The 21,662-nt window shown below is 70.8% G+C and carries 20 protein-coding genes; 10 read left to right on the top strand and 10 right to left on the bottom strand.

From position 1 onward, the window contains the following. Positions 1-55 precede the first annotated feature (55 nt). Positions 56-1,417, top strand: a complete 1,362-nt coding sequence (locus Q0599_RS10220; RefSeq protein ID WP_298829118.1) for a class II 3-deoxy-7-phosphoheptulonate synthase — start codon at positions 56-58, stop codon at positions 1,415-1,417. On the opposite strand, the gene Q0599_RS10215 is transcribed toward Q0599_RS10220, so the two are convergent. Beyond that, complete coding sequence (locus tag Q0599_RS10215) at positions 1,405-2,217, bottom strand: cobalamin-binding protein (protein WP_298829116.1); 813 nt, start codon at positions 2,215-2,217, stop codon at positions 1,405-1,407. The two genes, Q0599_RS10220 and Q0599_RS10215, sit on opposite strands and share 13 nt — an antisense overlap. Positions 2,218-2,255: 38 nt before the next feature. On the opposite strand from Q0599_RS10215, the gene Q0599_RS10210 reads away from it, so the two are divergent. After that, entirely contained in the window at positions 2,256-4,286 is a 2,031-nt protein-coding gene (locus tag Q0599_RS10210; RefSeq protein WP_298829115.1) for a S9 family peptidase, read from the top strand. Positions 4,287-4,296: 10 nt separating this feature from the next. Here Q0599_RS10210 and Q0599_RS10205 read toward each other — a convergent pair whose 3' ends face one another. Together Q0599_RS10205 and Q0599_RS10200 are read right to left on the bottom strand one after the other, a co-directional pair. Then, positions 4,297-5,448 (bottom strand): tetratricopeptide repeat protein, encoded by a 1,152-nt coding sequence (locus Q0599_RS10205; RefSeq protein WP_298829114.1) that lies wholly within the window; start codon positions 5,446-5,448, stop codon positions 4,297-4,299. Positions 5,449-5,496: 48 nt separating this feature from the next. Next, positions 5,497-6,066: a hypothetical protein gene (locus Q0599_RS10200; RefSeq protein WP_298829112.1), complete on the bottom strand. Its 570-nt coding sequence runs from the start codon at positions 6,064-6,066 to the stop codon at positions 5,497-5,499. A 103-nt stretch (positions 6,067-6,169) separates the two neighbouring features. Here Q0599_RS10200 and Q0599_RS10195 point away from each other — a divergent pair, with 103 nt between their 5' ends. The 3 genes from Q0599_RS10195 to Q0599_RS10185 all read left to right on the top strand — a co-directional run bounded on the left by Q0599_RS10195 (position 6,170) and on the right by Q0599_RS10185 (position 8,233). Beyond that, entirely contained in the window at positions 6,170-6,667 is a 498-nt protein-coding gene (locus Q0599_RS10195) for a DUF3016 domain-containing protein (RefSeq protein ID WP_298829110.1), read from the top strand. A gap of 108 nt (positions 6,668-6,775) precedes the next feature. Continuing rightward, on the top strand, positions 6,776-7,477 hold the full coding sequence (locus Q0599_RS10190) for a DUF2726 domain-containing protein (RefSeq protein ID WP_298829108.1): 702 nt from the start codon (positions 6,776-6,778) through the stop codon (positions 7,475-7,477). Between the two features lie 108 nt (positions 7,478-7,585). Continuing rightward, on the top strand, positions 7,586-8,233 hold the full coding sequence (locus Q0599_RS10185) for a cold shock and DUF1294 domain-containing protein (protein WP_298829106.1): 648 nt from the start codon (positions 7,586-7,588) through the stop codon (positions 8,231-8,233). 7 nt (positions 8,234-8,240) lie between these two features. Here Q0599_RS10185 and Q0599_RS10180 read toward each other — a convergent pair whose 3' ends face one another. Both Q0599_RS10180 and Q0599_RS10175 read right to left on the bottom strand, forming a co-directional pair. Then, positions 8,241-8,540, bottom strand: coding sequence for a flagellar basal body protein (locus Q0599_RS10180; RefSeq protein ID WP_298829105.1), 300 nt, complete (start codon positions 8,538-8,540; stop codon positions 8,241-8,243). A gap of 184 nt (positions 8,541-8,724) precedes the next feature. Then, the gene (locus Q0599_RS10175) at positions 8,725-9,633 is read right to left on the bottom strand and encodes a DUF808 domain-containing protein (protein WP_298829103.1); all 909 of its coding nucleotides are present in this window, start codon (positions 9,631-9,633) and stop codon (positions 8,725-8,727) included. A 131-nt stretch (positions 9,634-9,764) separates the two neighbouring features. On the opposite strand from Q0599_RS10175, the gene Q0599_RS10170 reads away from it, so the two are divergent. After that, positions 9,765-11,195, top strand: a complete 1,431-nt coding sequence (locus Q0599_RS10170) for a toll/interleukin-1 receptor domain-containing protein (protein ID WP_298829102.1) — start codon at positions 9,765-9,767, stop codon at positions 11,193-11,195. A 64-nt stretch (positions 11,196-11,259) separates the two neighbouring features. Here the strand turns inward: Q0599_RS10170 and Q0599_RS10165 are convergent, their stop codons facing one another. The 5 genes from Q0599_RS10165 to Q0599_RS10145 all read right to left on the bottom strand — a co-directional run bounded on the left by Q0599_RS10165 (position 11,260) and on the right by Q0599_RS10145 (position 16,803). After that, positions 11,260-11,475 carry a hypothetical protein gene (locus Q0599_RS10165; protein WP_298829100.1) on the bottom strand — a complete coding sequence of 72 codons (216 nt, stop codon included), beginning with the start codon at positions 11,473-11,475 and terminating at the stop codon, positions 11,260-11,262. A gap of 182 nt (positions 11,476-11,657) precedes the next feature. After that, positions 11,658-12,365, bottom strand: a complete 708-nt coding sequence (locus Q0599_RS10160) for an NAD(P)-dependent oxidoreductase (protein ID WP_298829098.1) — start codon at positions 12,363-12,365, stop codon at positions 11,658-11,660. Positions 12,366-12,436: 71 nt separating this feature from the next. Next, the gene (locus Q0599_RS10155; RefSeq protein WP_298829096.1) at positions 12,437-14,320 is read right to left on the bottom strand and encodes an ABC transporter ATP-binding protein; all 1,884 of its coding nucleotides are present in this window, start codon (positions 14,318-14,320) and stop codon (positions 12,437-12,439) included. Positions 14,321-14,483: 163 nt separating this feature from the next. Beyond that, on the bottom strand, positions 14,484-15,161 hold the full coding sequence (locus tag Q0599_RS10150; RefSeq protein WP_298829094.1) for a GntR family transcriptional regulator: 678 nt from the start codon (positions 15,159-15,161) through the stop codon (positions 14,484-14,486). 88 nt (positions 15,162-15,249) lie between these two features. Continuing rightward, the gene (locus Q0599_RS10145; protein ID WP_298829093.1) at positions 15,250-16,803 is read right to left on the bottom strand and encodes a class I adenylate-forming enzyme family protein; all 1,554 of its coding nucleotides are present in this window, start codon (positions 16,801-16,803) and stop codon (positions 15,250-15,252) included. A gap of 127 nt (positions 16,804-16,930) precedes the next feature. Between Q0599_RS10145 and Q0599_RS10140 the strand changes: the two genes are divergently transcribed. From Q0599_RS10140 to Q0599_RS10125, 4 genes are read left to right on the top strand one after another with little or no spacing between them, the layout of a single operon-like run. Next, positions 16,931-18,676, top strand: a complete 1,746-nt coding sequence (locus Q0599_RS10140; RefSeq protein WP_298829092.1) for a thiamine pyrophosphate-binding protein — start codon at positions 16,931-16,933, stop codon at positions 18,674-18,676. After that, complete coding sequence (locus Q0599_RS10135; RefSeq protein WP_298829347.1) at positions 18,676-19,857, top strand: acyl-CoA dehydrogenase family protein; 1,182 nt, start codon at positions 18,676-18,678, stop codon at positions 19,855-19,857. Before Q0599_RS10140 ends, Q0599_RS10135 begins: the two co-directional genes overlap by 1 nt. Beyond that, positions 19,854-20,630 carry an SDR family NAD(P)-dependent oxidoreductase gene (locus Q0599_RS10130; RefSeq protein ID WP_298829091.1) on the top strand — a complete coding sequence of 259 codons (777 nt, stop codon included), beginning with the start codon at positions 19,854-19,856 and terminating at the stop codon, positions 20,628-20,630. The genes Q0599_RS10135 and Q0599_RS10130 overlap by 4 nt, the downstream gene beginning before the upstream one ends. 32 nt (positions 20,631-20,662) lie before the next feature. Further along, on the top strand, positions 20,663-21,655 hold the full coding sequence (locus Q0599_RS10125; RefSeq protein WP_298829345.1) for a phosphotransferase: 993 nt from the start codon (positions 20,663-20,665) through the stop codon (positions 21,653-21,655). Positions 21,656-21,662: the final 7 nt, after the last annotated feature.

The following is a 21,662-nucleotide window of genomic DNA, read 5'->3' as shown; positions in this document are numbered from 1 at the left end:
CAGGCGAGAGGCTACAGTGCCGAACCGGCTGCAGGCCCTCTCCGAGTTACATCGCATGAACGAAACCTGGTCGCCCGCGAGCTGGCGACAGCGTCCGGCGCGGCAGCTGCCGGCCTATCCCGACACCGGAGCGCTGGCCGATGCCGAGCATCGGCTCGCCGCCTGGCCGGCGCTGATCTTCCCCGGGGAAGCCGATGCCCTGCGCGAGCGCCTCGCCGCGGTGGCGCGCGGCGAGGCCTTCCTGCTGCAGGGCGGCGACTGTGCCGAGAGCTTCGACGAGCTCGGCAGCGCCACCGTGAGCGACACCTTTCGCGTCATCCTGCAGATGGCGGTGGTGCTGACCTACGGCGCCGCCTGCCCGGTGGTCAAGCTCGGGCGCATCGCCGGGCAGTTCGCCAAGCCGCGCTCGTCGGACGTGGAATCCGTCGGCGACGTCACCCTGCCTTCCTACCGCGGCGACATCGTCAACGGCAGCGAGTTCAGCGCGGCGGCACGCACGCCCGACCCGCAGCGGTTGCTGCGCGCCTACTCGCACTCGGCCTCGGTGCTGAACCTGCTGCGTGCGCTGGCGCATGGCGGCTTCGCCGACCTGCACCAGGTGCACCGCTGGACCGCCGACTTCGTGCGGCAGAGCCCGCAGGGCGAGCGCTTCGAGGCGCTGGCGGGTCGCATCACCGACTGCCTCGCCTTCATGGAAGCCTGCGGCTTCGACGCGGCACGCACGCCGCAGCTGCACGCGGTGGAGTTCTGGACCTCGCACGAGGCGCTGCACCTGCACTACGAACAGGCGCTGACGCGGCGCTACGAGGGCAGCGATCGCTGGTACGGCGGTTCAGCGCACCTGCTGTGGATCGGCGAGCGCACGCGCGAGCTCGACGGTGCGCATGTGGAGTACCTGCGCGGCCTGGCCAACCCGATCGGCGTGAAGCTGGGACCGAAGGTCACGACGGACGAGCTGCTGCCCCTGCTCGACCGGCTGGACCCGCAGCGGGTCAGCGGCCGCGTCGTGCTCATCACGCGCATGGGCGCGGGCCGGCTGCCCGAGCGGCTGCCGTCGCTGGTGCGCGCGGTGCGCGCTGCCGGCCGCACGCCGGTGTGGTGCTGCGATCCGATGCACGGCAACACCGTGACCAGCGCGAGCGGCTACAAGACGCGCGACTTCGCCAGCATCGCCGCCGAGGTGCGCGAATTCTTCGCGGTGCACGCCGCCGAGGGCAGCCATGCCGGCGGCCTGCACTTCGAGATGACCGGACAGGACGTCACCGAGTGCCGGGGCGGGGCGCAAGGCATCACCGACCAGGGCCTGGCGCAGCGCTACCGCAGCGCCTGCGACCCGCGGCTGAACGGTTCGCAGAGCCTGGAACTCGCCTTCATGGTGGCCGAGATGCTGAAGGCCGGGCGCCGTCAGGCGGCCTGACGCGCCGCCCACGCGGCAAACAGCCGGTGCAGCTGTTCGAGGCCGTCGGTCAGCGCCGCTGGGCCCGGCTGCAGGATGTCGCAGCTCTTGATCTCGTGCAGCTCATGCTCCCGCACGGCCGGCACGTCCTGCCAGCCGGGCCGCTCGCCGACGCGCTCGGAGCGGAACTTCTTGCCGCACCAGCTGCCGACGATGAGGTCCGGCGCGCGACGTGCCGGCTCCAGCGCGTTGGCGACGACACGGTCGCGGCCCATGCGCTGCACGGCGAGTTCGGGAAAGACATCGTCGCCGCCGGCGATCGTGATCAGCTCGCTGACCCACTGGATCGCGCTGATCATCGGCTCGTCCCATTCCTCGAAGTAGACGCGCGGTCGGCGCGGCCAGTCCGCGGCCGTCGCCGCGATCTCGCGATGTCGCCGCGCGCAGCCGCTCACCCAGGCCTCGGCCTCGGCGCTGCGACCGACCAGCGCGGCCACCATGCGCAAGGTGGCGAAGATCTCCGCGACGCTGCGTTGGTTCGTGACCAGCACGACGAGGCCGGCGCGGATCAGCTTGTCGGCCAGCGCCGCCTGCATGTCGGAAAAGCCGACGACAAGGTCCGGCCGCAGCTCGACGATGCGCTCGACCTTGCCGTCGAGGAAGGCCGAGACACGCGGCTTCTCCTGGCGGGCGCGGCGCGGCCGCACGGTGTAGCCTGAGATGCCGACGATGCGCGATTCCTCGCCGAGCAGGTAGAGCCACTCGGTCGTCTCCTCGGTGAGGCAGACGATGCGGCGGGGACCGTGCGCAGATTCCGACATGGCCCGCGAGCATACGATGCCGCGTATGCTCGCGGGCCATGAGCCCGCCGATCCCCGCCCGCAAGCCGCACGACGTCTCCCTGCACGGCGAGACGCGCGTCGACGACTGGTACTGGCTGCGCGACCGCGACGATCCGGAGGTCATCGCCCACCTTCATGCCGAGAACGCCCATACGCAGGCCTGGTTCGCGCCACTGCAAGAGTTGAAGGCGAGCCTCTACGACGAGATGCTCGGCCGCATCCAGGAGGACGACGACGAGGTGCCGTGGCGCAAGAATGGCTGGTGGTACTGGAGCCGCACCGGCAAGGGCCGCCAGTACGAGACCTGGCTGCGCCGGCGCGACGAGCCAGGCGCCGCCGAGCAGGAGATGCTCGACCTCAACGAGCTCGGCGAGGGCAAGCCCTTCCTGCAGCTTGGCGCGTTCGACGTCAGTCCGGACTCGACCCTGCTCGCCTACTCGCTGGACGAGACCGGCGCACTGGACTACACGCTGCGCGTGCGCGACCTCGCCAGCGGCGAGGACCTGCCTCTGGCGATCGAGAAGACCGAAGGCGCCGCCTGGGGCAACGACAGCCGCACGCTGTATTACCTGACCAAGGACGCGGCGCGGCGCACGCACCGCGTCTGGCGCCATCGCCTCGGCGCGGCCGGGCCCGACGAACTGCTGCTGGAAGAGTCCGACGAACTGTTCTGGCTGGACCTCGGCAAGACGCGCGATGAGCGCTACGTGGTGATCTCCAGCGCAAGCAAGGACACCACCGAGCTGCACGTCATCGACGCGGACGACCCGCGTGCGAGGCCGCGCGTGGTGCTGCCTCGCCGCCCCGGCATCGAGATGTCGATGGACCACCGCCACGGCCGCTTCTACCTGCTCGTCAACGACCGCGGCCGCAATTTCCGACTCGTCGAGACCGCGGACCTTTACCCTTCGCTCGACGACGCGCGCGAGCTGATCGCCCACCGCGACGACGTGATGCTGGAGGATGTGGACCTGTTCGAACGCTGGATGGTGGTGCAGGAGCGCGACCGCGGCGTGCAGAAGCTGCGCGTGCGCGAACTCGCCAGCGGACGCGACTGGCATATCCCGTTCGACGAGACGGTGTATGCGGCCGCCGGCGACATCAACGAGGAGTTCGACAGCGACGTCTACCGCATCGGCTACACCTCGCTGGTCACGCCACACTCGGTCTACGACGTCGACATGCGCAGCGGCGAGCGCACGCTGAGGAAGCGCCAGCCGGTGCTCGGCGGCTACGACCCAGCGCGCTATGCGAGCGAGCAGATGCTGGCGCGCGCCGACGACGGCACCGAAGTGCCCGTCTCGCTGGTGTGGCGCCGCGACCTCCGCCACGGTGCGCCGCAGCCGCTGCTGATGTACGGCTACGGCGCCTACGGCATCCCGATGGACGTCTACTTCTCGTCATCGCGACTGTCCCTGCTCGACCGTGGCGTGGTGTTCGCGATCGCCCACGTGCGCGGCGGCGGCGACCGCGGCCGGATCTGGTACGACGAGGGCAAGCTGTCCAGGAAGTCGAACAGCTTCGGCGACTTCGTCGCCTGCGCCCGTGCGCTGATCGATCAGGGCTGGACCTCGCCGGCGCAACTCATCGTCGAAGGCGGCAGCGCCGGCGGCCTGCTGGTGACGGCCTCGGCCAACCAGCGTCCGGACCTGTTCCGCGCGGTGGTGGCCGAGGTACCGTTCGTCGACGTCATCAACACCATGCTCGACGAGTCGCTGCCGCTGACGGTTGGCGAGTTCCTCGAATGGGGCAATCCGAAGCGGCGCGAGGACTACGAGGCGATGCGGCGCTATTCACCCTACGACAACCTGCGCGCGACCGACTATCCGGCGATGTACCTGCGCGCCGGACTGCACGACAGCCAGGTGCCCTACTGGGAGGCCGCCAAGTTCGCCGCCCGGCTGCGGACGCTGAAGACCGACGACCGCCCTGTGCTGCTGGCGATCAACATGGACGCCGGCCATGGCGGCGCCTCGGGACGCTACGACGCGCTGAGCGAGCGCGCCGAGGTGTTGAGCTTCATGCTCGCGACATGGGGACTGGCCTGACGGCCTGCATTCACTGCAGGCGCGACGCCTTCAGACGCTCCAGCTTGCCCGCATAGAGCTCGCGATCGACCGGGCGCGTGCTGGACTGCAGTGCCAGCGCCAGCTGCCGCTGTGCGGCCTCGAACTCGCCGAGACCGTGCAGCGCGACCGCCAGGCCGAAGTGGAACTCGTGGTAGTAGGCGGCGCGCGCCACCTCCTTCTCGAACAGCACCTTGGCCTGCGCATAGTCGCGCCGCTCCAGCGCCGCGACGCCGGCGTGGAAGTAGTGGAACGGCGCCACCGGCTCGACGCGCGCCAGCTGCGCCAGCACGGCCTGCGCCTGCGCGACCCTGCCCTGCTCGGCATAGGTCTTCGCCAGGTTCGAGAGCGCCGCGACATTGGCAGGCTCGACCTCGAGCAGCCGCGTCAGCACGCGCTCGGCCTGCGCCAGCGCACCGCGCCGCAGGTAGACCACCGCCAGCGTGTTGTGGGCGGCGAGGAAGGTGGCTTCGGTGCCGATGGCCGCACGCGCCCACCAGTAGGCATCGTCCGTCCGCCCCGCGGCCAAGCTCTCGGCGGCACGGTTGTTCATGAACATCGCCACCACGGTGGACTCGCCGATCACGCGGGAGTGCTGGCGCTGGCCGGGCAACGGCGGGTCGAAGTCGATCGTCGCCGCCTCGACCATGTCGAAGCGCGCGCGCCGCTCCGCCATCGGGCTGGACAAGGTCAGGTTGACATGGCCGCTGGACACCAGCAGGTCACCGCTGCGTCCCCAGGTCTCCTCCACGAACACATGGTGGTACTGCACCGGCACGCCGAGGTGACGTGCCAGTGCCGTGGTCATGATCACCAGCGAGAGGCAATTGCCGCTGCGCGCCTCGAAGGCCTGGGCCGCGTTGCGCGTCACCGCGGCGTCGTATTCCAGGCGGAGTTCGCCGCGGCGGTACAGGGCGTCGACCAGGGCCGCGCGAGCGCCCTTGGTGCGCACGGCGGCGGCGAGGTCCACGTCCAGGTAATGCCGCATGGCGTCGGACAGTGCGAACAGCTGCGAGGCTTCGACCGGCTCGGAGGGGGGAGCGAACAGCGTGTCGTCCAACACCGTCGCCTCGGGCGCTGGTGGAGGTGCCGTCGCGCACGACGACAGCAGCAGGGCAAGGACGACGGCGAGCAGGCGCTTCATGCGGGCCTCCGCGCGCACCAGGCGCGACAACCGGATACCTTACTCCACTCAGTCGCGCCCTGCAGGTCCCGGCTCGACGACCGGCATCTGGCCGATCCAACTGCGCTCCATCTCGTCGAACAGGGAGTGCGAGGCTTCCGTGACTTCCAGGCTGCCTGGGCGGGTTTCGGTGTCTTCGTCGGCTGCCGCAGGCGAACGGCGCGCGATCGCCGAGGCGATGCGCCTGCGCAACTCCGAAAGCGCTTCCGACGGCTCGTCGCGCGCAAGCAAGTCGAGTTGCTCCAGGCCCTTGGCCAGCACCGGCACGGGCACTTCTTGCCTGAGCGCGCGCGAGCCGAAGCACGCCAGCTGCTGCTCGATGTAGCCCAGGTGACGCATCAGATGCCGCGCCTCGGGGTGGCGCCGCAGCAGCGCGCGCAACTCTTCGTGACCTCGCCGCAGCGCCTCGCCCGCAGAGGCCGAAGTGCTCGTCGCCGACACGTCTTTCGGCGCCTCGCCGAAGACCAGGTGCAGTTGGACGCCGCGCCGCTCGATCTTCAGGGGCCTCTTGAACAGCCCGCTCATCCATTGGGCGCTTCGGGTGGCTTGGGGGCCGGTGGTGGGCTTGCGGGACGGCATGGCGAGGAGGAGGATTGTGAGATGGGAGATTGCCACGCTTTATTGCGTCCCGAGGTGATGAAGCGGCCTCTTCCACGAATTAATCCCGATTGCGAGGACCGCCATGACTTCAACCTTCCGTCGCCTGGCCCTGGCGCTCGCGGCCAGCCTGGCCGCACCGATCGCCGCCGCCGGCACCGTCACCGTGAGCTACGACGCGCAGGGCACGTACACCGATGCCGGCACCACGCCGACCGAGCGTGAGCAGCGGCTGGCTGAGCTCGCCGCGCACCTGAAGGCGCTGGGCGAGAAGCGCCTCGGGCCGGACCGCACGCTCAGCGTGGAGCTGATCGACCTCGACCTCACCGGCACGCTGCGACCGTCGCGTCACCCATCGGGCGATGTGCGCGTGGTGCAGAGCCGCGCCGACGGCCCGCGCATCGAGCTGCGCTACGTGCTGCGCGATGCGTCCAAGGAGATCGCTGCCGGCCGGGAGACGCTGCACAATGCCAGTCTGCCGCGCATCGATCGCCCCCAGGACGCCACCGGCGCCGATCCGCTGCGTCACGAGAAGAAGCTGCTCGACCAGTGGTTCGAGGCCCGCTTCGGCCGCCCGCAGTGACGACCACGGTTCACGTCGGGCCGGCGTGAAATCCTGCCGCTGTTCCAACGACCGGCAGCGGCCGGGCAGCGGTAGTCTGTGCACGCATCCCACTCGCCGTACATCGCCGTGGCTCCATTCGACATCAATTCCATCGCCGCACTGACGATCTCGGCGCTGCTCCTCGCCTGGCTGTGGGCGCGCCGTCGCGGCAGCGGCCGTTCCGCGGCCCGCAAGAGGCCGGCCGAAGCGCTGGACACCGTGCAGTCCTGGACGCCACAGGCAGTGCGCGTGCTCACGCTGCCGGAGCGCCAGGCCTACGACCTGGTGAACAGGGCGCTGCCGAACCGCCTGGTACTCGCGCAGGTGCCGCTGGCGCGCTTCATCAGTGTCCCGACACGGCACTCGTACAGCGACTGGCTCACCCGCGTCGGTCGCCTCACGGTGGACCTGCTGGTGTGTGACAAGAGCTCACGGGTGGTCGCCGTCGTCGACATCCGTGCTGCCGCTCAGTCGCCGCGCAGTGTGCGCCGCCACGAGCGCATGGCACAGGTGCTGCAAGCCGCCGGTGTGCGGGTGCTGCAATGGAACGCGGACGCGCTCCCCAGCCCGGCCGAAGTGCGCGCCCTCTTCCGAGTTCAGGGTGCCGAGGCCGAAGAGGAGGTGCTCGGCCCGGGTGGCAAACGCCTGTTGCCGGTGCCCGAGATGGTCGAGGTGCTGGCCGACGGCGACGAGGCCGCGCTCGCCGGTCCGCAGTTCGACCCCGTCTCGTCGGACTACTTCGACGACCTCGAGGCGCTGGCGCCGCGCGTCGGCGGCTCGCGAAATTGACCCCGCAACAAGCGGCTACAGCGGGCAACATCGCGTAGCGGGCCGGACCGCTAGCATCGGCGCCATGCCGTCGCCAAGAGACAAGAACCGGCGCAAGTCACCATCGCCATGAACAAGCAGGGCACCATCGTCCGCTGGGATGCCGACCGCGGCTTCGGCTTCGTGCGCGGCGCGGGTACCGACGCCGACGTGTTCTTCCACGTTCGCGACTTCCGGGGCGGCCGCACCGCGCCCGCCGAGGGCCTGCAGGTGCGTTACGAGGAGATCCACGTCGGCGGCAAGGGGCCGCGCGCGATGGCGGTGACGCCGCTCGACTATATCGATCCGCGCCGACCGCCGCCGCCCGTCGAGACGGGCCGCCGCAGCGGCAGCCGCCGCGTGCCGCCACCGCCGCACGTGGCCGCCGAGATGCGCGCCATGCTGCTGCTCGTGCCGGCCTATGTCGCGCTGCTGGTGTGGGCGGCATGGACACAGCGCCTGCTGGTGCCGGTGGTGCTGGCGGCGCCGCTGGTCAGCGTGCTGACCTTCTACCTCTACTGGCGCGACAAGTTCGCCGCCCAGCGTGGCGCCTGGAGAACGCCGGAGAACCTGCTGCACGCGGTGAGCCTGGCCGGCGGCTGGCCGGGGGCCTGGTTCGCGCAGCGGCTGCTGCGCCACAAGTCGGCGAAGGTAGCCTTCCGGCAGGTCTACTGGGGCACGGTGGCGATGCACTGGGCGATGCTGGCCCTGTGGCTGTACAGCGCGCCGGCTCGATGAGCGGCTTTCACACCAGCACGTCGAGCAGACTTCCCGTCATGTCGCGCTCGACACGCAGCGTCTGCAGGTTGGCGCGGTAGACGACGCTCGACACCATCCGATCGACGATGTCCTCGGCCAGCGCATCGCCTGGCGCGGCGGCACGCATGAGGCTGGTGTGCACGCCGCCAGCCGGCTCGGCGCGCTGCAGCACCTGCTGGCGGTGAAAGCCCGGCGTCTGCGCGTTGGCGATGTTGTGCGCCGCACTCTGCAGGTGTAGCGACGCGGCGTTCAGCCCCGACAGGGCGGTCGACGAGATCGGGCTCATGGCGCGCTCCTTCGGCACGGTGTTCGGCCGTTGCCGGCGGAACTTGAGCCCGGCGGCGCGCCGCCCTGGTCGAACCCGAGCAGTGCGTCACTCATACGGTTGTCATCGTTCGATTGGATCGGTGCCCCGCACCCAGAGCGAGGGCTCGATCTGGTGGAGCTGGGTGCAACTGCCGCGGCGCCGTTCACGCGCCGCGGCGCAGGCGCTGGAACAACGACACGCCTGTCAGCACCAGCGCGCCTGCAACGATGCCGGCGAGGCCGTCGGCCAGCGTCGGCAGCAGGGTCGCCGCCAGCGGGCCCATGCCGTGCGTCCAGGCCTGCATCGCGTGGTGCAGCGGCGGGACACCGTGCACCAGGATGCCGCCGCCGACGAGGAACATCGCCGCGGTGCCGGCGATCGACAGTCCCTTCATCAACCACGGCGCGGCGCGCAGGATGCCGGCGCCGAGTGCACGCGCGTAGCCGCCGTCGCAGCGGCTCAGCCACAGGCCGGCGTCGTCGAGCTTGACGATGCCGGCCACCACGCCGTACACGCCCACCGTCATCACCAGCGCGATGCCGGCCACCACCGAGGCCTGGGTCACGAAAGGGGCCGTGGCCACCGTACCCAGCGTGATGGCGATGATCTCCGCGGAGAGGATAAAGTCGGTACGCACCGCACCCTTGATCTTGTCGCGCTCGAAGGCGACCAGGTCGACCGATGGGTCGGTCAGCGCCCTGGCCAGTTGCGCCTTGTGCGCCTCGTCCGCCTGGGCACCGTGCAGGAACCGGTGGGCGAGCTTCTCGAAGCCCTCGAAGCACAGGAACGCACCACCGACCATCAGCAGCGGCGTGATCAGCATCGGCAACAGGGCACTGATGACCAGCGCCGCCGGGACCAGCATCACCTTGTTCAGCAGCGAGCCCTTGGCCACCGCCCAGACCACCGGCAGCTCGCGGTCGGCGCTCACGCCGGTGACCTGCTGCGCGTTCAGCGCGAGGTCGTCGCCGAGCACCCCGGCGGTCTTCTTGGCCGCCACCTTGGAGAGAATGGCCACGTCGTCGAGCACGGTGGCGATATCGTCGAGCAAGGCAAGAAGGCTGCTGGCCATGGGATGTTCTTGTCGATGCGGCTGCGAGGGGGAGGGATGGACGCGCCCGCGGGGTGCCCGCATCGTAGCCGCACCGCGTTGCGCCGCTGGCGGATCGGCACAACAATCGCTCGCCCCTCGGAGACCACCGCTTGAAGCTCTTCATCTCCTACCCGTCCGACCAGAAGAACCTGGCCGAGCGGCTGCGCCTCGCGCTCGAGGCCGAGGACCACGAGGTCTTCACCGACCGTGCCGAGCTCAAGGAAGGTGAGCCTTACCACGAAGCGCTGCGCGAGGCGATCGAGGATGCCGACGCGCTGGTATTTCTGATCACGCCGCGCTCGGTGGCACCGGGCAGCTATGCGCTGACCGAGCTCGACGTCGCGCAGCGGCGCTGGCGCAGCGCTCGCGGCCGCGTGCTGCCAGTGATGGCCGCGCCCACGCCGATGGACAGCATCCCACCCTACCTGCGCTCGGTGACGCTGCTGCAGCCGAAGGGCGATCTCGTCGCCGAGACGCTCGCCGCGGTCGACCGCCTGCCCCGCACGCCGCCGCTGCGCCGGTGGATCGGCGCAGCCGGCATCCTGGTGCTCGTCGCGGCCGCCGTGCTCTACGGCATCCAGCACACCCAGGAGAAGCGCGCGCAGGAGAAGGCGCGCGTCGAGCTGCAGACGGCCGAGCTGGCCGCCGTGGTCCAGCTGTGCGAGGCGGGCAGCCACGCGGTGGCGTGGAAGCAGTTCGCCACCCTCCTCGCCAGCCGCCCGGGCGACGACGCGGTGCGCATCGCGCGCGAGGACTGTGGCATGCGCTGGCTGCGCGAGATGCGCATCGCCGGCGACAAGGAGACGTTCTCGGCGCTGGTCGAAGCCGTCCAGCCGGTGCTGGCGCAGGGCCTGGCCACGGCGCACGGTGAGCGGCGCGCCGACCTCGCCGCTCACCTCGGCTGGGCCGCCTTCCTGCGCAGCCGCGACGGCGTGACCGCGCCCGACCCGGTGCCCCTGTACAAGGCCGCGCTGGCCGATGACCCGGCCAACATCTACGCGCACGGCATGTGGGCGCACCACATCGCATGGACCACCGGCCGACTCGACGACGAGGTGCGCAGTCACCTCGAAGCGGCCGTGAAGAGCACGCGAGAGCGGCCTTGGCTGCGGCGCCTGCAATTTTCCATCGCCTTCAACCGTGCCATGCACCACGGCTATGCGCTCGAGGTGGCCAACCAGATGCGCGCCAACGGCGAGACGCCCGATGCCGCGCAGCGCGACCTGGTCTGGCGCCGATTGATCGACTGGTCGCTGCTTGCGCCCGAGACCGAGCGCGAACAGGTGCTGTCATTCCTCAGCCCGGCCGATGCGCTGGCCACCTTCGAGTGGCTCTATCCCGAGGCGCAGACGGTGGCGGACCGACAGCCACTGCACCGCTACGCGCTGGCGCTGCTGCGCGCGCGCGTCGGCCGGCACGAGGAGGCACGCGACGCGCTGGAGGCGCTGCACAAGGCGTTGAAGGCGGAGGGGTCGGACAGTCGTCTCAGCCGCGCCACCACGCAGTTGCTCGTGCAGCTCGGCAAACCCCCGGGTTCATGACGGACTGTGGTCGAAGGCGGATCGAGCGGCCCGGACGTCCCGATGGCCACTCATCCGGCGAAACTCAGTGGCAACGCTGCACGGCCGGCGTGGCGAACTCGCGACCGACCACGGCGCGGGCGTAGAGGTAGTTGCCGCGGGCACGCTCGCTGAGCGCATCCATGTCGACATGACCCTCGGCGTCGCAGGGGAACGCCAGCGCCCGGCCTTCGTTGAACAGCGACTGGAACCGCAGTTCGTAGCCGACCTGCCCCGGCAGGGGCATCATGCCTGTGTCCATGTTGCGATCCTCCTGCAACAGTACGGTGCACACGATGCAAGACTAGGCAGCCATTGGCGGTGTCGCCATGGACGCCCGCCGCGAGCGGCTGTCCGTGCATGTCCATGCATCGTGTACGAAACGCGCTGACAGCACATCCCGCTGACGCGGGAGGGAGACCTCCCTATTCGGGCGGTGGACGCTCAGGCGACCGTGAGCACCTTGCCGATGGCGGAAGGGTCGTCGACCAGGCGCACCATCAGCGCCGCCAGGTCTTCGCGCGGGATGCCGCGCCAGCCCCAGCGCAGGTTCTCGCCGACATGGAGCACGCCGCCGGCCGGCGCGTGCGACAGGCGCGCCGGGCGCAGCACGGTCCAGCGCAGCGCGCTGCCGCGCACCAGCGCTTCCTGGCGCTCCCTGTCGGCCATCACCTCGGGCATCAGCCACTGCAGGCAGTGGCCGAGGCCGAGCACACCGGCGGCCACCGAGTTGCCCACGCCGGCCGAACCCATCAGCACAAGGCGCGACACGCCGGCCTCGCTCATCGCCGCGACCACATGCCGCGTGGCCAGCGCCGCCCGCGGCACGACGCGCCGCCGCGATTCGCGCTCGTGCCACGCCTCGGGCTTGTGACCGACGAGACACAGCACCGCATCGTGGCCCTCGAGCAATCCTTGCAGGCTGCACGGCAACAGTGGGTCGGCGTGCACGATCGCCAAGCCCTCGTGTGCCAACGCCCACAGAGTCGGCTCGACGAGGACCGCGGTGACGCGGTGCCCGGCGGCGAGTGCGCAGCGCACCGCCAGCTGGCCGGTGGCACCGGCCGCGCCGAACACCGCGATGCGCGGCCGCGTGTCCAACGGCGGCGGCGCCGGCGCGCGGGACGGGAAGCGGTAGGTCATCGTGGCCATCGGTCGGGGCGGCACAGCGGCGCAGCGCGCCACTGTGCCCAAGCCCGCCGCAGCGGCGAATCCCTACCCCGTCAGGCCGTCGTGGCCTCGGCGCGCTGCGGCTCGTCCTCGTCGCCGACGTCCTCGCCGAGGAACCCGCCGCTCTGATGCGCCCACAGCCGCGCGTAGATGCCGCCGCGCGCGAGCAGGCTGCGGTGGTCGCCTTCCTCGACGATGCGGCCGCGGTCGAGCACGATCAGGCGGTCCATCGCCGCGATGGTCGACAGGCGATGCGCGATGGCCACCACCGTCTTGCCCTCCATCAAGCGGTACAGGCTCGCCTGGATCGCCGCCTCGACCTCGCTGTCGAGCGCGCTGGTCGCCTCGTCGAGCAGCAGGATGGGCGCGTCCTTGAGCATCACGCGGGCGATGGCGATGCGCTGGCGCTGCCCACCGGAAAGCTTGACGCCGCGCTCGCCGACGTGCGCGTCGTAGCCGTTGCGCCCCTTCGGGTCGGTGAGGTCCTGCACGAACTCGTGCGCCTCAGCGCGCTGCGCCGCGGCGACCATTTGCGCGTCGGTGGCGTCGGGGCGGCCGTAAAGAATGTTGTCGCGCACCGATCGGTGCAGCAGCGAGGTGTCCTGCGTCACCATGCCCACCTGAGCGCGCAGCGAATCCTGCGTGACGCCGGCAATGTCCTGGCCATCGATGAGGATGCAGCCGGACTCGAGGTCGTAGAAGCGCAGCAGCAGGTTGACGATGGTCGACTTGCCCGCGCCCGATCGTCCCACCAGGCCGATTTTCTCGCCCGGTCGGATGGTCAGCGAGAGCTTCTCGATCACCCGCGCAGCCGTGCCCGCCGCGCGACCGTAGGCGAAGTCCACCGCCTCGAAGCGGATCTCGCCGCGCGGCACCGTGAGCGGCTTGGCGTCCGGCCGGTCGACCACGAGATGCGGCCGCGACAGCGTGTTGATGCCATCCTGCACCGTGCCGATGTGCTCGAACAGCGAGGCCATCTCCCACATGATCCAGTGCGAGATACCGTTCAGACGCAGCGCCATCGCGGTGGCGGCGGCGATCGCGCCCACACCCACCTGCCCCTGCGTCCATAACCACAGCGCCATGCCGGTGGTGCCAGCCACCAGCAGCATCGACAGCGTGTGATTGACGATCTCGAAGGCGGTCACCAGCCGCATCTGGCGGTACACGGTGACGAGGAACTCCTGCATCGCCGAGCGCGCATAGCCGGCCTCGCGGCGCGAGTGCGAGAACAGCTTGACCGTGGCGATGTTGGTGTAGGCGTCGGTGATGCGCCCGGTCATCAGCGAGCGCGCATCGGCCTGCTCCTGCGCCACCTTCCCCAGGCGCGGCACGAAGTACGCGAGTGCCACGATGTACAGCGCCACCCAGCCGACGAAGGGCGCGAGCATCCACGCGTCGAAGCTGCCCACCACCGCCACCATGGTGACGAAATAGATGACCACGAAGACGAGGATGTCGGTGATCACCATCACCGTGTCGCGCACCGCCAGGGCGGTCTGCATCACCTTGGTGGCGATGCGGCCTGCGAACTCGTCCTGGTAGAAGGCCATGCTCTGGCCGAGCATGCGGCGGTGGAAGTTCCAGCGCAGCCGCATCGGGAAGTTCCCGGCCAGCGATTGCTGCTTGAGCATCGACTGCAGTGCCACCAGCGCGAGGCTGCCGGCGAGCACGCCCGCCAGCAGCGCGAGCGTGCCGCCGTGCGTGGCCCACAGCTGCGCCGGCGCGACCTGGGCCAGCCAGTCCACCACCCTGCCGAGGAAGGCGAACAGCAGCGCCTCGAACGCGCCGATCACCGCGGTGGCCAGCGTCATCACCAGGATGTAGGGTCGCATCCCCTCGGTGCAGTGCCAGACGAAGGCGAGCAGGCCCTTGGGCGGCTCGCCAGACTCGGCGTCGGGATACGGATGGACGAACTTCTCGAAGAAGCGGAACACGCGGGCTCTCCGGGGTCGGGATGCTGCCGGGCCGCACCTGCGGTCGGCAGGCCGGCCCACCGAAAACAAAGCGGCGGGCGGCCCGGTGAGGCGGCCCGCCGCGCGTGGCGGAGCGCGCAGGTTAGCGCAATCCTGCCGACATCGTCATGGCAGCAGCCCGCGCCTAGCCGATGCTCGGCGTCTCGGCCTGGCCGCGCAGGCGCGCAACCATGAAGCCCGCGGCCTGGGTGATGTGCGCGCGCACCAGTGCTTCGGCACGCTCGCCGTCGCCTTCGGCGATGGCGTCGAGGATGGCGGCGTGCTGGTCCCAGATGTCGCGGGGCTTCTCGTCGCGCAGCAGCACTTCGCCCATCACGCGCTGGGTGTAGGTCAGGTGCGTGGCCAACGCCGGCGCCACCAGCGGGTTGCCCGACAGGCCGTAGATGAACTCGTGGAACTTCATGTCGGCGGCGATCATCCTGGCCACCGAACCGCTGGCCACCGCCTTGCGTCCGGCCTCGATCAGTGCCGGCCCCAACTTCGCGGCCTTCTCGGCGTTGGTCTCGGCGGCACGTCGCGAGGCCATGCCCTCGATGACCGCGCGCATGTCGTACATGTGCTGGGCGTGGTCGGGGTCGAGCGGCGCGACGATCAGTCCGCGGCCCGGCGCATCCTGCAGCACGCCCTGGTTGCGCAGCAGCGCCAGCGCCTGCTGCACCGGCTGTCGCGACACGCCCAGCGCGTGCGCAATCTGCTCCTGGATGATGCGGTCGCCCGGCGCCAACTGGCCCGAGGCGATCTCGTCGAGCAGCGCGTCGCGCACCTGTTCGACCAGGTTGGGTTGGATGGACAGTGCCTTCATCGGAAGAGGCGCACCGACGGGTTGGATTTCGGCATGCGCAAGCTCTAGTCTAGCCCTGCCTCCGACCCGGCCTTGGAGGGCGTCCTGCCTATCCGGCCACCAACCGGTCGCGAAGCACGCGATGCAGGATCTTTCCCGTGGCCGTGCGCGGCATCTCGGTCTCGGCAAGGAACAGCACCGACTGCGGCCGCTTATACCCGGCCATGCGCGTGCGGCACCAGTCGAAGAGTTCCTTCTCGTCGACCTGCGCCTTCTCGTGCAGCACCACCACCGCCTTCACGGCCTCCCCCCACTTCTCGTGCGGCACGCCGATCACCGCCACGTCCTTCACCTTGGGGTGCGCGCCGATCACGCTCTCCACCTCGGAAGGGTAGATGTTCTCCCCGCCGCTGATGATCATGTTGCTCTTGCGGTCGACCAGGTGGATGTAGCCGTGCTCGTCGCGGCGTGCCATGTCGCCCACCGAACACCAGTCGCCGCGGAAAGCCTCGGCGGTCTTCTGCGGGTTCTTCCAGTAGCCGTCGAACACGTAGGGCGTGCGCGAGAACAGCTCGCCGACCTCGCCGTCGGGCACCTCGCGGCCTTGCGGATCGAGCAGCCGGATCGGCCCCGAGCCCAGCCACTCGCGGCCCACCGAGCCGAGGCGGTCGATCTGCTCGTGCGGGCGCAGCAGTGTGACCCAGCCAGCCTCCGTCGATCCGTACAGTTCGTAGAGCTTGCCGTTGCGGAAGTGCTCGAGGATGGCGAGCTTGGTCTCCTTGCGTGCCGGCGCCGACGAGATCATCAGCTTCTCGACCGCACTGACGTCGTAGCGCGCCTTCGTCGCCGCCGGCAGGCCCAGCATCATGATGTAGTGGGTCGGCACCAGCGAGGTGAAGGTGATCCTCTGGCTGGCCAGGGTGGCCAGCAGCGCCTCGGCGTCGAAGCTCTTGCGGTCGTCGATCACGCAGGCGGCGCCCAGGTGCGTGAACGTGTGGCTGAAGTACAGCGAGTTGGCATGGCACATCGGCATCACCAGCAGCGCGGTGTCGTCGCGGGTGAAACCCATCTCCAGCGCCGTGGCCATCGCGATCAGCGTGTTGCCCTCGTGGCTGCGGATCGCGCCCTTGGGCCGGCCGGTGGTGCCCGAGGTGTACATCAGCGCGCAGGGGTCTGCCGGCCGCACGCGCATCTCGGTCGCCTGCGCCGAGGCGGTGGCGATCATCGCTTCGTAGCCGCTCCAGCCCGCAGGTGTGGCGGCACCGAAGTGCACCCAGCGTTGCGGCGCGATCAGGCCCTCGTCGCGCAGCGGGCCGACGCGCTCGGTCAGGTCGTCCTGCACGATGAAGGCCCGCGCTTCGCTGTCCTGAACGATGTAGGAAATCTCCGGCGCGGTCAGGCGGAAGTTGAGCGGCACGGCCACGAGCCCGGCGCGGGCCAGCGCCACGTAGATCTCCATCCACTCGACGCAGTTGTAGGCCAGCAGCGCCACCCGGTCGCCCTTGGCCAGACCGAGCCCGAGCAGGCCGTTGGCCAGACGGGTGGCACGCTCGTGCCATTGCGCGAAGCTGAGTTCGCGCCTGGAGTCGCGTGCGCCGAGCTTGAGCGGGGTCAGGCGGGCGTGGGTGGCCACGGCGTCGGCCACGGTGAGCAGATGGTTCATGAGGTTCTCCGGCTGATGGCCTGCATCGTAGAACTCTGAATTCAGAGTTCTATAAGGATTTTCACGGATATTCGCATTCTGAATTCAGAGTGCTACTATCGGGTCCCGTCTTGCGTTGGAGAGGCCCATGAGCAGCCCTACCGTCACCGAACATTGCAGCGCCGCGCTGGTCGCGCGCTTCCTCAAGGCGCGCGGCGTCGACCGCGTGTTCGCGCTGTGCGGCGGCCACATCATGCCGATCTGGATGCGGCTGGATGCCGAGGGCATCCGCATCGTCGACGTGCGCGACGAGCGTGCCGCCGTCTACATGGCGCACGCGCACGCCGAGATGAGCGGTGGCCTCGGCGTGGCGATGGTCACCGCCGGCCCCGGCGTGACCAACGCGATGACCGGCATCGCCAATGCCCACGTGGCGCGCGCGCCGGTGCTCATCCTTTCCGGCACGCCGCCGCGCGCGCAGGAGAACCGCGGCGCGCTTCAGGACATGGTCCACACCGAGTTCGTGCGGCCGCTGACGCGCTACGCCCGCACCGTGCGAGAGCCCGACCTGGTGCTGCAGGAGCTCGACGAGGCGGTCGCGCGCGCGCTCGGCCAGGGCGGCGAGCCGGGCCCGGCCTACCTCGACTTTCCCGTCGACACGCTGCGCGCCGAGCCTTCGCCCGCAGTGCTGCTGCCGGAGTTGTTCGCGCCGCGAGTGCCGCGCCGGCTGCTGCCCGACCCCGTTTCGGTGGCGCAGGCCGTCGATCTGCTGTGGAACGCGAAGCGGCCGCTGGTCATCACCGGACGAGGCGCGCGCGGCGCCGAGGGTGCTCTGCGGCAGTTGCTCGACCGCCTCGGCGCGCCCTACCTCGACACTGGTGAGAGCCGCGGCCTGGTCGGCGACGACCACCCTTCCGTGGTGGCGGCGATGCGCGGCACGGTGATGAGCGAAGCCGACGTGGTGCTGACCATCGGGCGCCGGCTCGACTTTCAGCTGGCCTACGGCTCACCGGCCGTGTTCGGCCCGGCGCGCTTCGTGCGCATCGCCGACTGCGCCAGCGAATTGCGCGACAACCGCCGCGGCGCGGCCGAGATCCTCGCCACGCCCTCGGCAGCGCTGGAGGCGATCGTCGCCGCGGCCGGCGCGCGCGCGCCCGCGGTCGACCGCGCCTGGGCGCAGGAACTGCGCCGCAAGCACCTGGCGCGCGCCGACAAGCTGGTCGGCGCAATGGCCGAGGCACAGGCTGGCAGCGACGGCCTGATGCACCCCAACCGCCTGCTCGCCGCGCTGCGCAGCGCGCTGCCGCGCGACGCCGTGCTGGTGGCCGACGGCGGCGACTTCCTCAGCTTCGCGCGCGTCGGCCTGGCCGCCGCCACCTACCTCGACCCCGGCCCACTGGGCTGCATCGGCGTGGGCACGCCTTTCGGCGTGGCCGCAGCGCTGGCCTGCCCCGGCCGCACCGTGGTGGTGGCCACCGGCGACGGTTCGTTCGGTTTCAACGCGATGGAGATCGACACCGCGGTGCGCCATCGCGCGCCCGTGCTGGTGGTGGTGGCCAACAACGGCTCCTGGGCGATCGAGGTGCGCGACCAGCAGGAGACGCACGGCAAGGTGGTCGGCACGCGGCTGCAGTTCGCCGACCACGCGGCGATGGCCCGCGCCTTCGGCGCCCATGGCGAGCGGGTCGAGCGCGCCGAGGACCTGCCCGGTGCCATCACCCGCGCGCTCGAGGCGCTCCGGGCCGGTGGTCCGGCCCTGCTGGACGTGCTGGTGACGCCCGAAGCCGCGTCGTCGGACGCGAAGTCCGGTCTCGCCTGGGTGCCCGACCTGCAGGCCCTCGGCGCCTGGGACGAGGCCGAGCAGGCCTGGCGCGATGGAGCCAAGAAGCCATGATCGACTTTGCCCTGCCCCCTGATCTGGCCGACCTGCAGGCCCGCATCCGTCGCTTCGTCGCCGACGAGGTAATTCCCCTCGAGGGCGACCCGCGCCACGGCGCGCACGGCCCGCACGAAGCGCTGCGCGAGGATCTGACCGCCCGCGCACGTTCGGCCGGACTGCTCTCGCCGCACGCCTCGCCCGAGTACGGCGGCCTGGGACTCGGCCACGTCGGCCGCGCCATCGCCTTCGAGGAGGCCGGCTACTCGCCGCTCGGCCCCATCGCGCTCAACGTGTTCGCGCCCGACGAGGGCAACATGCACCTGCTGGAGGAGGTGGCCACGCCGGCACAGAAGGAGCGCTTCCTGCGCCCGCTGGCCGAAGGCCGCGCGCGCTCCTGCTTCTGCATGACCGAGCCGGCGCCGGGCGCGGGCTCCGATCCGTCGATGCTCGCCACCACCGCGGTGCGCGACGGCGACCACTACGTCATCGACGGCCTGAAGTGGTTCATCACCGGCGCCGACGGCGCGGCCTTCGCGATCGTCATGGCCCGCGTGCCCGATGCCGGCGCGACGATGTTCCTCGCGCCGATGGACGCGCCCGGCATCACGCTGGAGCGCAACATGGACACGCTGGACACCTGCTTCCCCGGTGGCCATGGCGTGGTGCGCTTCAGCGGCCTGCGCGTGCACGCCGACGACGTGCTCGGCGAAGTCGGCCAGGGCTTCCGCTACGCGCAGGTGCGGCTGTCGCCGGCGCGGCTGACGCACTGCATGCGCTGGCTCGGCGCGGCACGCCGCGCGCACGATGTCGCCACCGACTACGCGCGGCGCCGCGAGGCCTTCGGCAAGCCGCTCGGCCATCACGAGGGCGTGGGCTTCATGCTCGCCGACAACGAGATGGACATGCACCTCGCCCGCCTGACCATCTGGCACTGCGCCTGGGTGCTCGACCAGGGCCACCTGGCGCTGCACGAATCGAGCCGCGCCAAGGTGATGGTGTCCGAAGCGGTGTGGCGCGTGGCCGACCGCTGCGTGCAGATCCTCGGCGGCCAGGGCGTCACCGGCGAGACCATCGTGGCGAAGATCTTCGCCGACATGCGCGGCTTCCGCATCTACGACGGCCCGTCGGAAGTGCACCGCTGGAGCCTCGCCAAGCACATCCTCAAGGGTGTGCGCCCGGCCGGAGCGCCCGCATGAGCGGGCTGGACACCGCTTTCCGGCTCGACGGCCGCGTCGCGCTGGTCACCGGTGCCTCCAGCGGCCTGGGCCGGCACTTCGCACGCACGCTGGCCACCGCCGGCGCCGCGGTGGCGGTGGCGGCACGCCGGGCCGACAAGCTGCAGGCGGTCGTGGACGAGATTGCCGCCAGCGGCGGCGCGGCCCATGCCGTGGCAATGGACGTGTCCGATGCCGCCAGCGTGCGCGCAGGCTTCGACGCCGTCGCCGCCTGGCGCGCCGCGCCCGACCTGATCGTCAACAACGCCGGCGTCGCCGTCTCGCGGCCGCTGCTCGAACAGAGCGAGGCCGATTGGGACGGCGTGGTCGACACCAACCTCAAGGGCGCCTGGTGCGTGGCGCAGGAAGGCGCGCGGCGCCTGGTGGCGGCGCAGCGGCCGGGGGCCGTCGTCAACATCGCCTCGATCACCGGCGAGCGCATCGCCGGCGGCGTGGCACCCTACTGCGCCTCGAAGGCGGGGCTGCTGCACCTGACGCGCGCGATGGCGCTCGAGCTGGCGCGGCACGGCATCCGTGTCAACGCGCTGGCGCCCGGCTACGTGGTCACCGAGCTGAACCGCGACTTCCTCGCCTCGCCGGCCGGAGAGCGGCTGCGCGCCCGCATCCCGCAGCAGCGCTTCGGCCAGCCCGAGGACCTCGACGGTCCGCTGCTGCTGCTGGCCGGCGATGCCGGCCGCTTCGTCACCGGCGCGGTGCTGGCGGTCGACGGCGGTCACCTGGTGAGCAGCCTGTGAGCCCGCAGGACGTCGAGCGCCTGGGCGGCTGGCTGCGCGCCCACTCCGGCGACTTCCGCGGCACGCCGCGGCTCACGCCGCTGGCCGGCGGCCAGTCGAACCCGACCTACCGCGTCGAGGCCGGCGAGCACCACTGGGTGCTGCGGCGCAAGCCGCCGGGCGTGCTGCTCGCCTCGGCGCATGCCGTCGAGCGCGAGCACCGCGTGCTCGCCGCGCTGCACGGCAGCGAGGTGCCGGTGCCGAAGGTGCACGCGCTGTGCGAGGACGCCGGCGTGATCGGCTCGCCCTTCTACGTGATGGACTTCCTCGATGGCCGCGTGTTCGCCGACCCGTCGCTGCCGGGCCTGCACCGCGACGAGCGTGCCGCGATCTACGACGAGCTCAACCGCGTGATCGCGGCGATCCACGCCATCGATCCGGCGGCTGCGGGCCTGGCGGACTACGGGCGGCCGCAGAACTACCTCGGCCGCCAGCTCGAACGATGGACGCGCCAGTACCGCGCCAGCGAGACCGAGTGCATCGGGGCCATGGAACGCCTGATCGACTGGCTGCCGGCGCATCGCCCCGCTGATGACGCGGCGCCGGCGCTGGTGCACGGCGACTACCGCCTCGACAACCTGATCTTCCACCCCAGCGAGCCGCGCGCTCTGGCGGTGATCGACTGGGAGCTCTCGACCCTGGGCGACGCGGCCGTCGACTTCGCCTACCACGGCATGGCCTGGCGGCTGAGCCCGGACGAGTTTCGCGGCCTGCGTGGCCACGACCTGGCGGCGCTGGGCATCCCCGGCGAGGCCGAGTACCTGGCGCGCTACGCTGCGCGCCGCGGCGGCGTCGCGCCGGAACCGGCGCAGTGGCACTACCTGCTGGCCTTCAACATGTTCCGCATGGCGGCGATCCTGCAAGGCATCCTCGCCCGCGCGCGCCAGGGCAATGCCACGGCGGCCGATGCCGAAGCCACCGGGCAGCGCGCCCGCCGCTTGGCCGAGGCGGGCTGGCGGCTGGTCGAGGAAGCAGGGCTCGCCTGAGCCTGCC

The sequence above is a fragment of the uncultured Piscinibacter sp. genome (assembly GCF_937952055.1).
Taxonomy (GTDB): domain Bacteria; phylum Pseudomonadota; class Gammaproteobacteria; order Burkholderiales; family Burkholderiaceae_C; genus Piscinibacter.
The sequence above is the reverse complement of the archived record's forward strand: the minus strand, read 5'-3'. Positions and strand labels throughout refer to the sequence as shown.

Bases quoted from the DNA above. Each gene is read 5' to 3' on its own strand.
- Q0599_RS10220 (WP_298829118.1), top strand. From the start codon at position 56: ATGAACGAAACCTGGTCGCCCGCGAGCTGGCGACAGCGTCCGGCGCGG.
- Q0599_RS10215 (WP_298829116.1), bottom strand. From the start codon at position 2,217: ATGTCGGAATCTGCGCACGGTCCCCGCCGCATCGTCTGCCTCACCGAG.
- Q0599_RS10210 (WP_298829115.1), top strand. From the start codon at position 2,256: ATGAGCCCGCCGATCCCCGCCCGCAAGCCGCACGACGTCTCCCTGCAC.
- Q0599_RS10205 (WP_298829114.1), bottom strand. From the start codon at position 5,448: ATGAAGCGCCTGCTCGCCGTCGTCCTTGCCCTGCTGCTGTCGTCGTGC.
- Q0599_RS10200 (WP_298829112.1), bottom strand. From the start codon at position 6,066: ATGCCGTCCCGCAAGCCCACCACCGGCCCCCAAGCCACCCGAAGCGCC.
- Q0599_RS10195 (WP_298829110.1), top strand. From the start codon at position 6,170: ATGACTTCAACCTTCCGTCGCCTGGCCCTGGCGCTCGCGGCCAGCCTG.
- Q0599_RS10185 (WP_298829106.1), top strand. From the start codon at position 7,586: ATGAACAAGCAGGGCACCATCGTCCGCTGGGATGCCGACCGCGGCTTC.
- Q0599_RS10180 (WP_298829105.1), bottom strand. From the start codon at position 8,540: ATGAGCCCGATCTCGTCGACCGCCCTGTCGGGGCTGAACGCCGCGTCG.
- Q0599_RS10175 (WP_298829103.1), bottom strand. From the start codon at position 9,633: ATGGCCAGCAGCCTTCTTGCCTTGCTCGACGATATCGCCACCGTGCTC.
- Q0599_RS10165 (WP_298829100.1), bottom strand. From the start codon at position 11,475: ATGGACACAGGCATGATGCCCCTGCCGGGGCAGGTCGGCTACGAACTG.
- Q0599_RS10160 (WP_298829098.1), bottom strand. From the start codon at position 12,365: ATGGCCACGATGACCTACCGCTTCCCGTCCCGCGCGCCGGCGCCGCCG.
- Q0599_RS10150 (WP_298829094.1), bottom strand. From the start codon at position 15,161: ATGAAGGCACTGTCCATCCAACCCAACCTGGTCGAACAGGTGCGCGAC.
- Q0599_RS10145 (WP_298829093.1), bottom strand. From the start codon at position 16,803: ATGAACCATCTGCTCACCGTGGCCGACGCCGTGGCCACCCACGCCCGC.
- Q0599_RS10140 (WP_298829092.1), top strand. From the start codon at position 16,931: ATGAGCAGCCCTACCGTCACCGAACATTGCAGCGCCGCGCTGGTCGCG.
- Q0599_RS10130 (WP_298829091.1), top strand. From the start codon at position 19,854: ATGAGCGGGCTGGACACCGCTTTCCGGCTCGACGGCCGCGTCGCGCTG.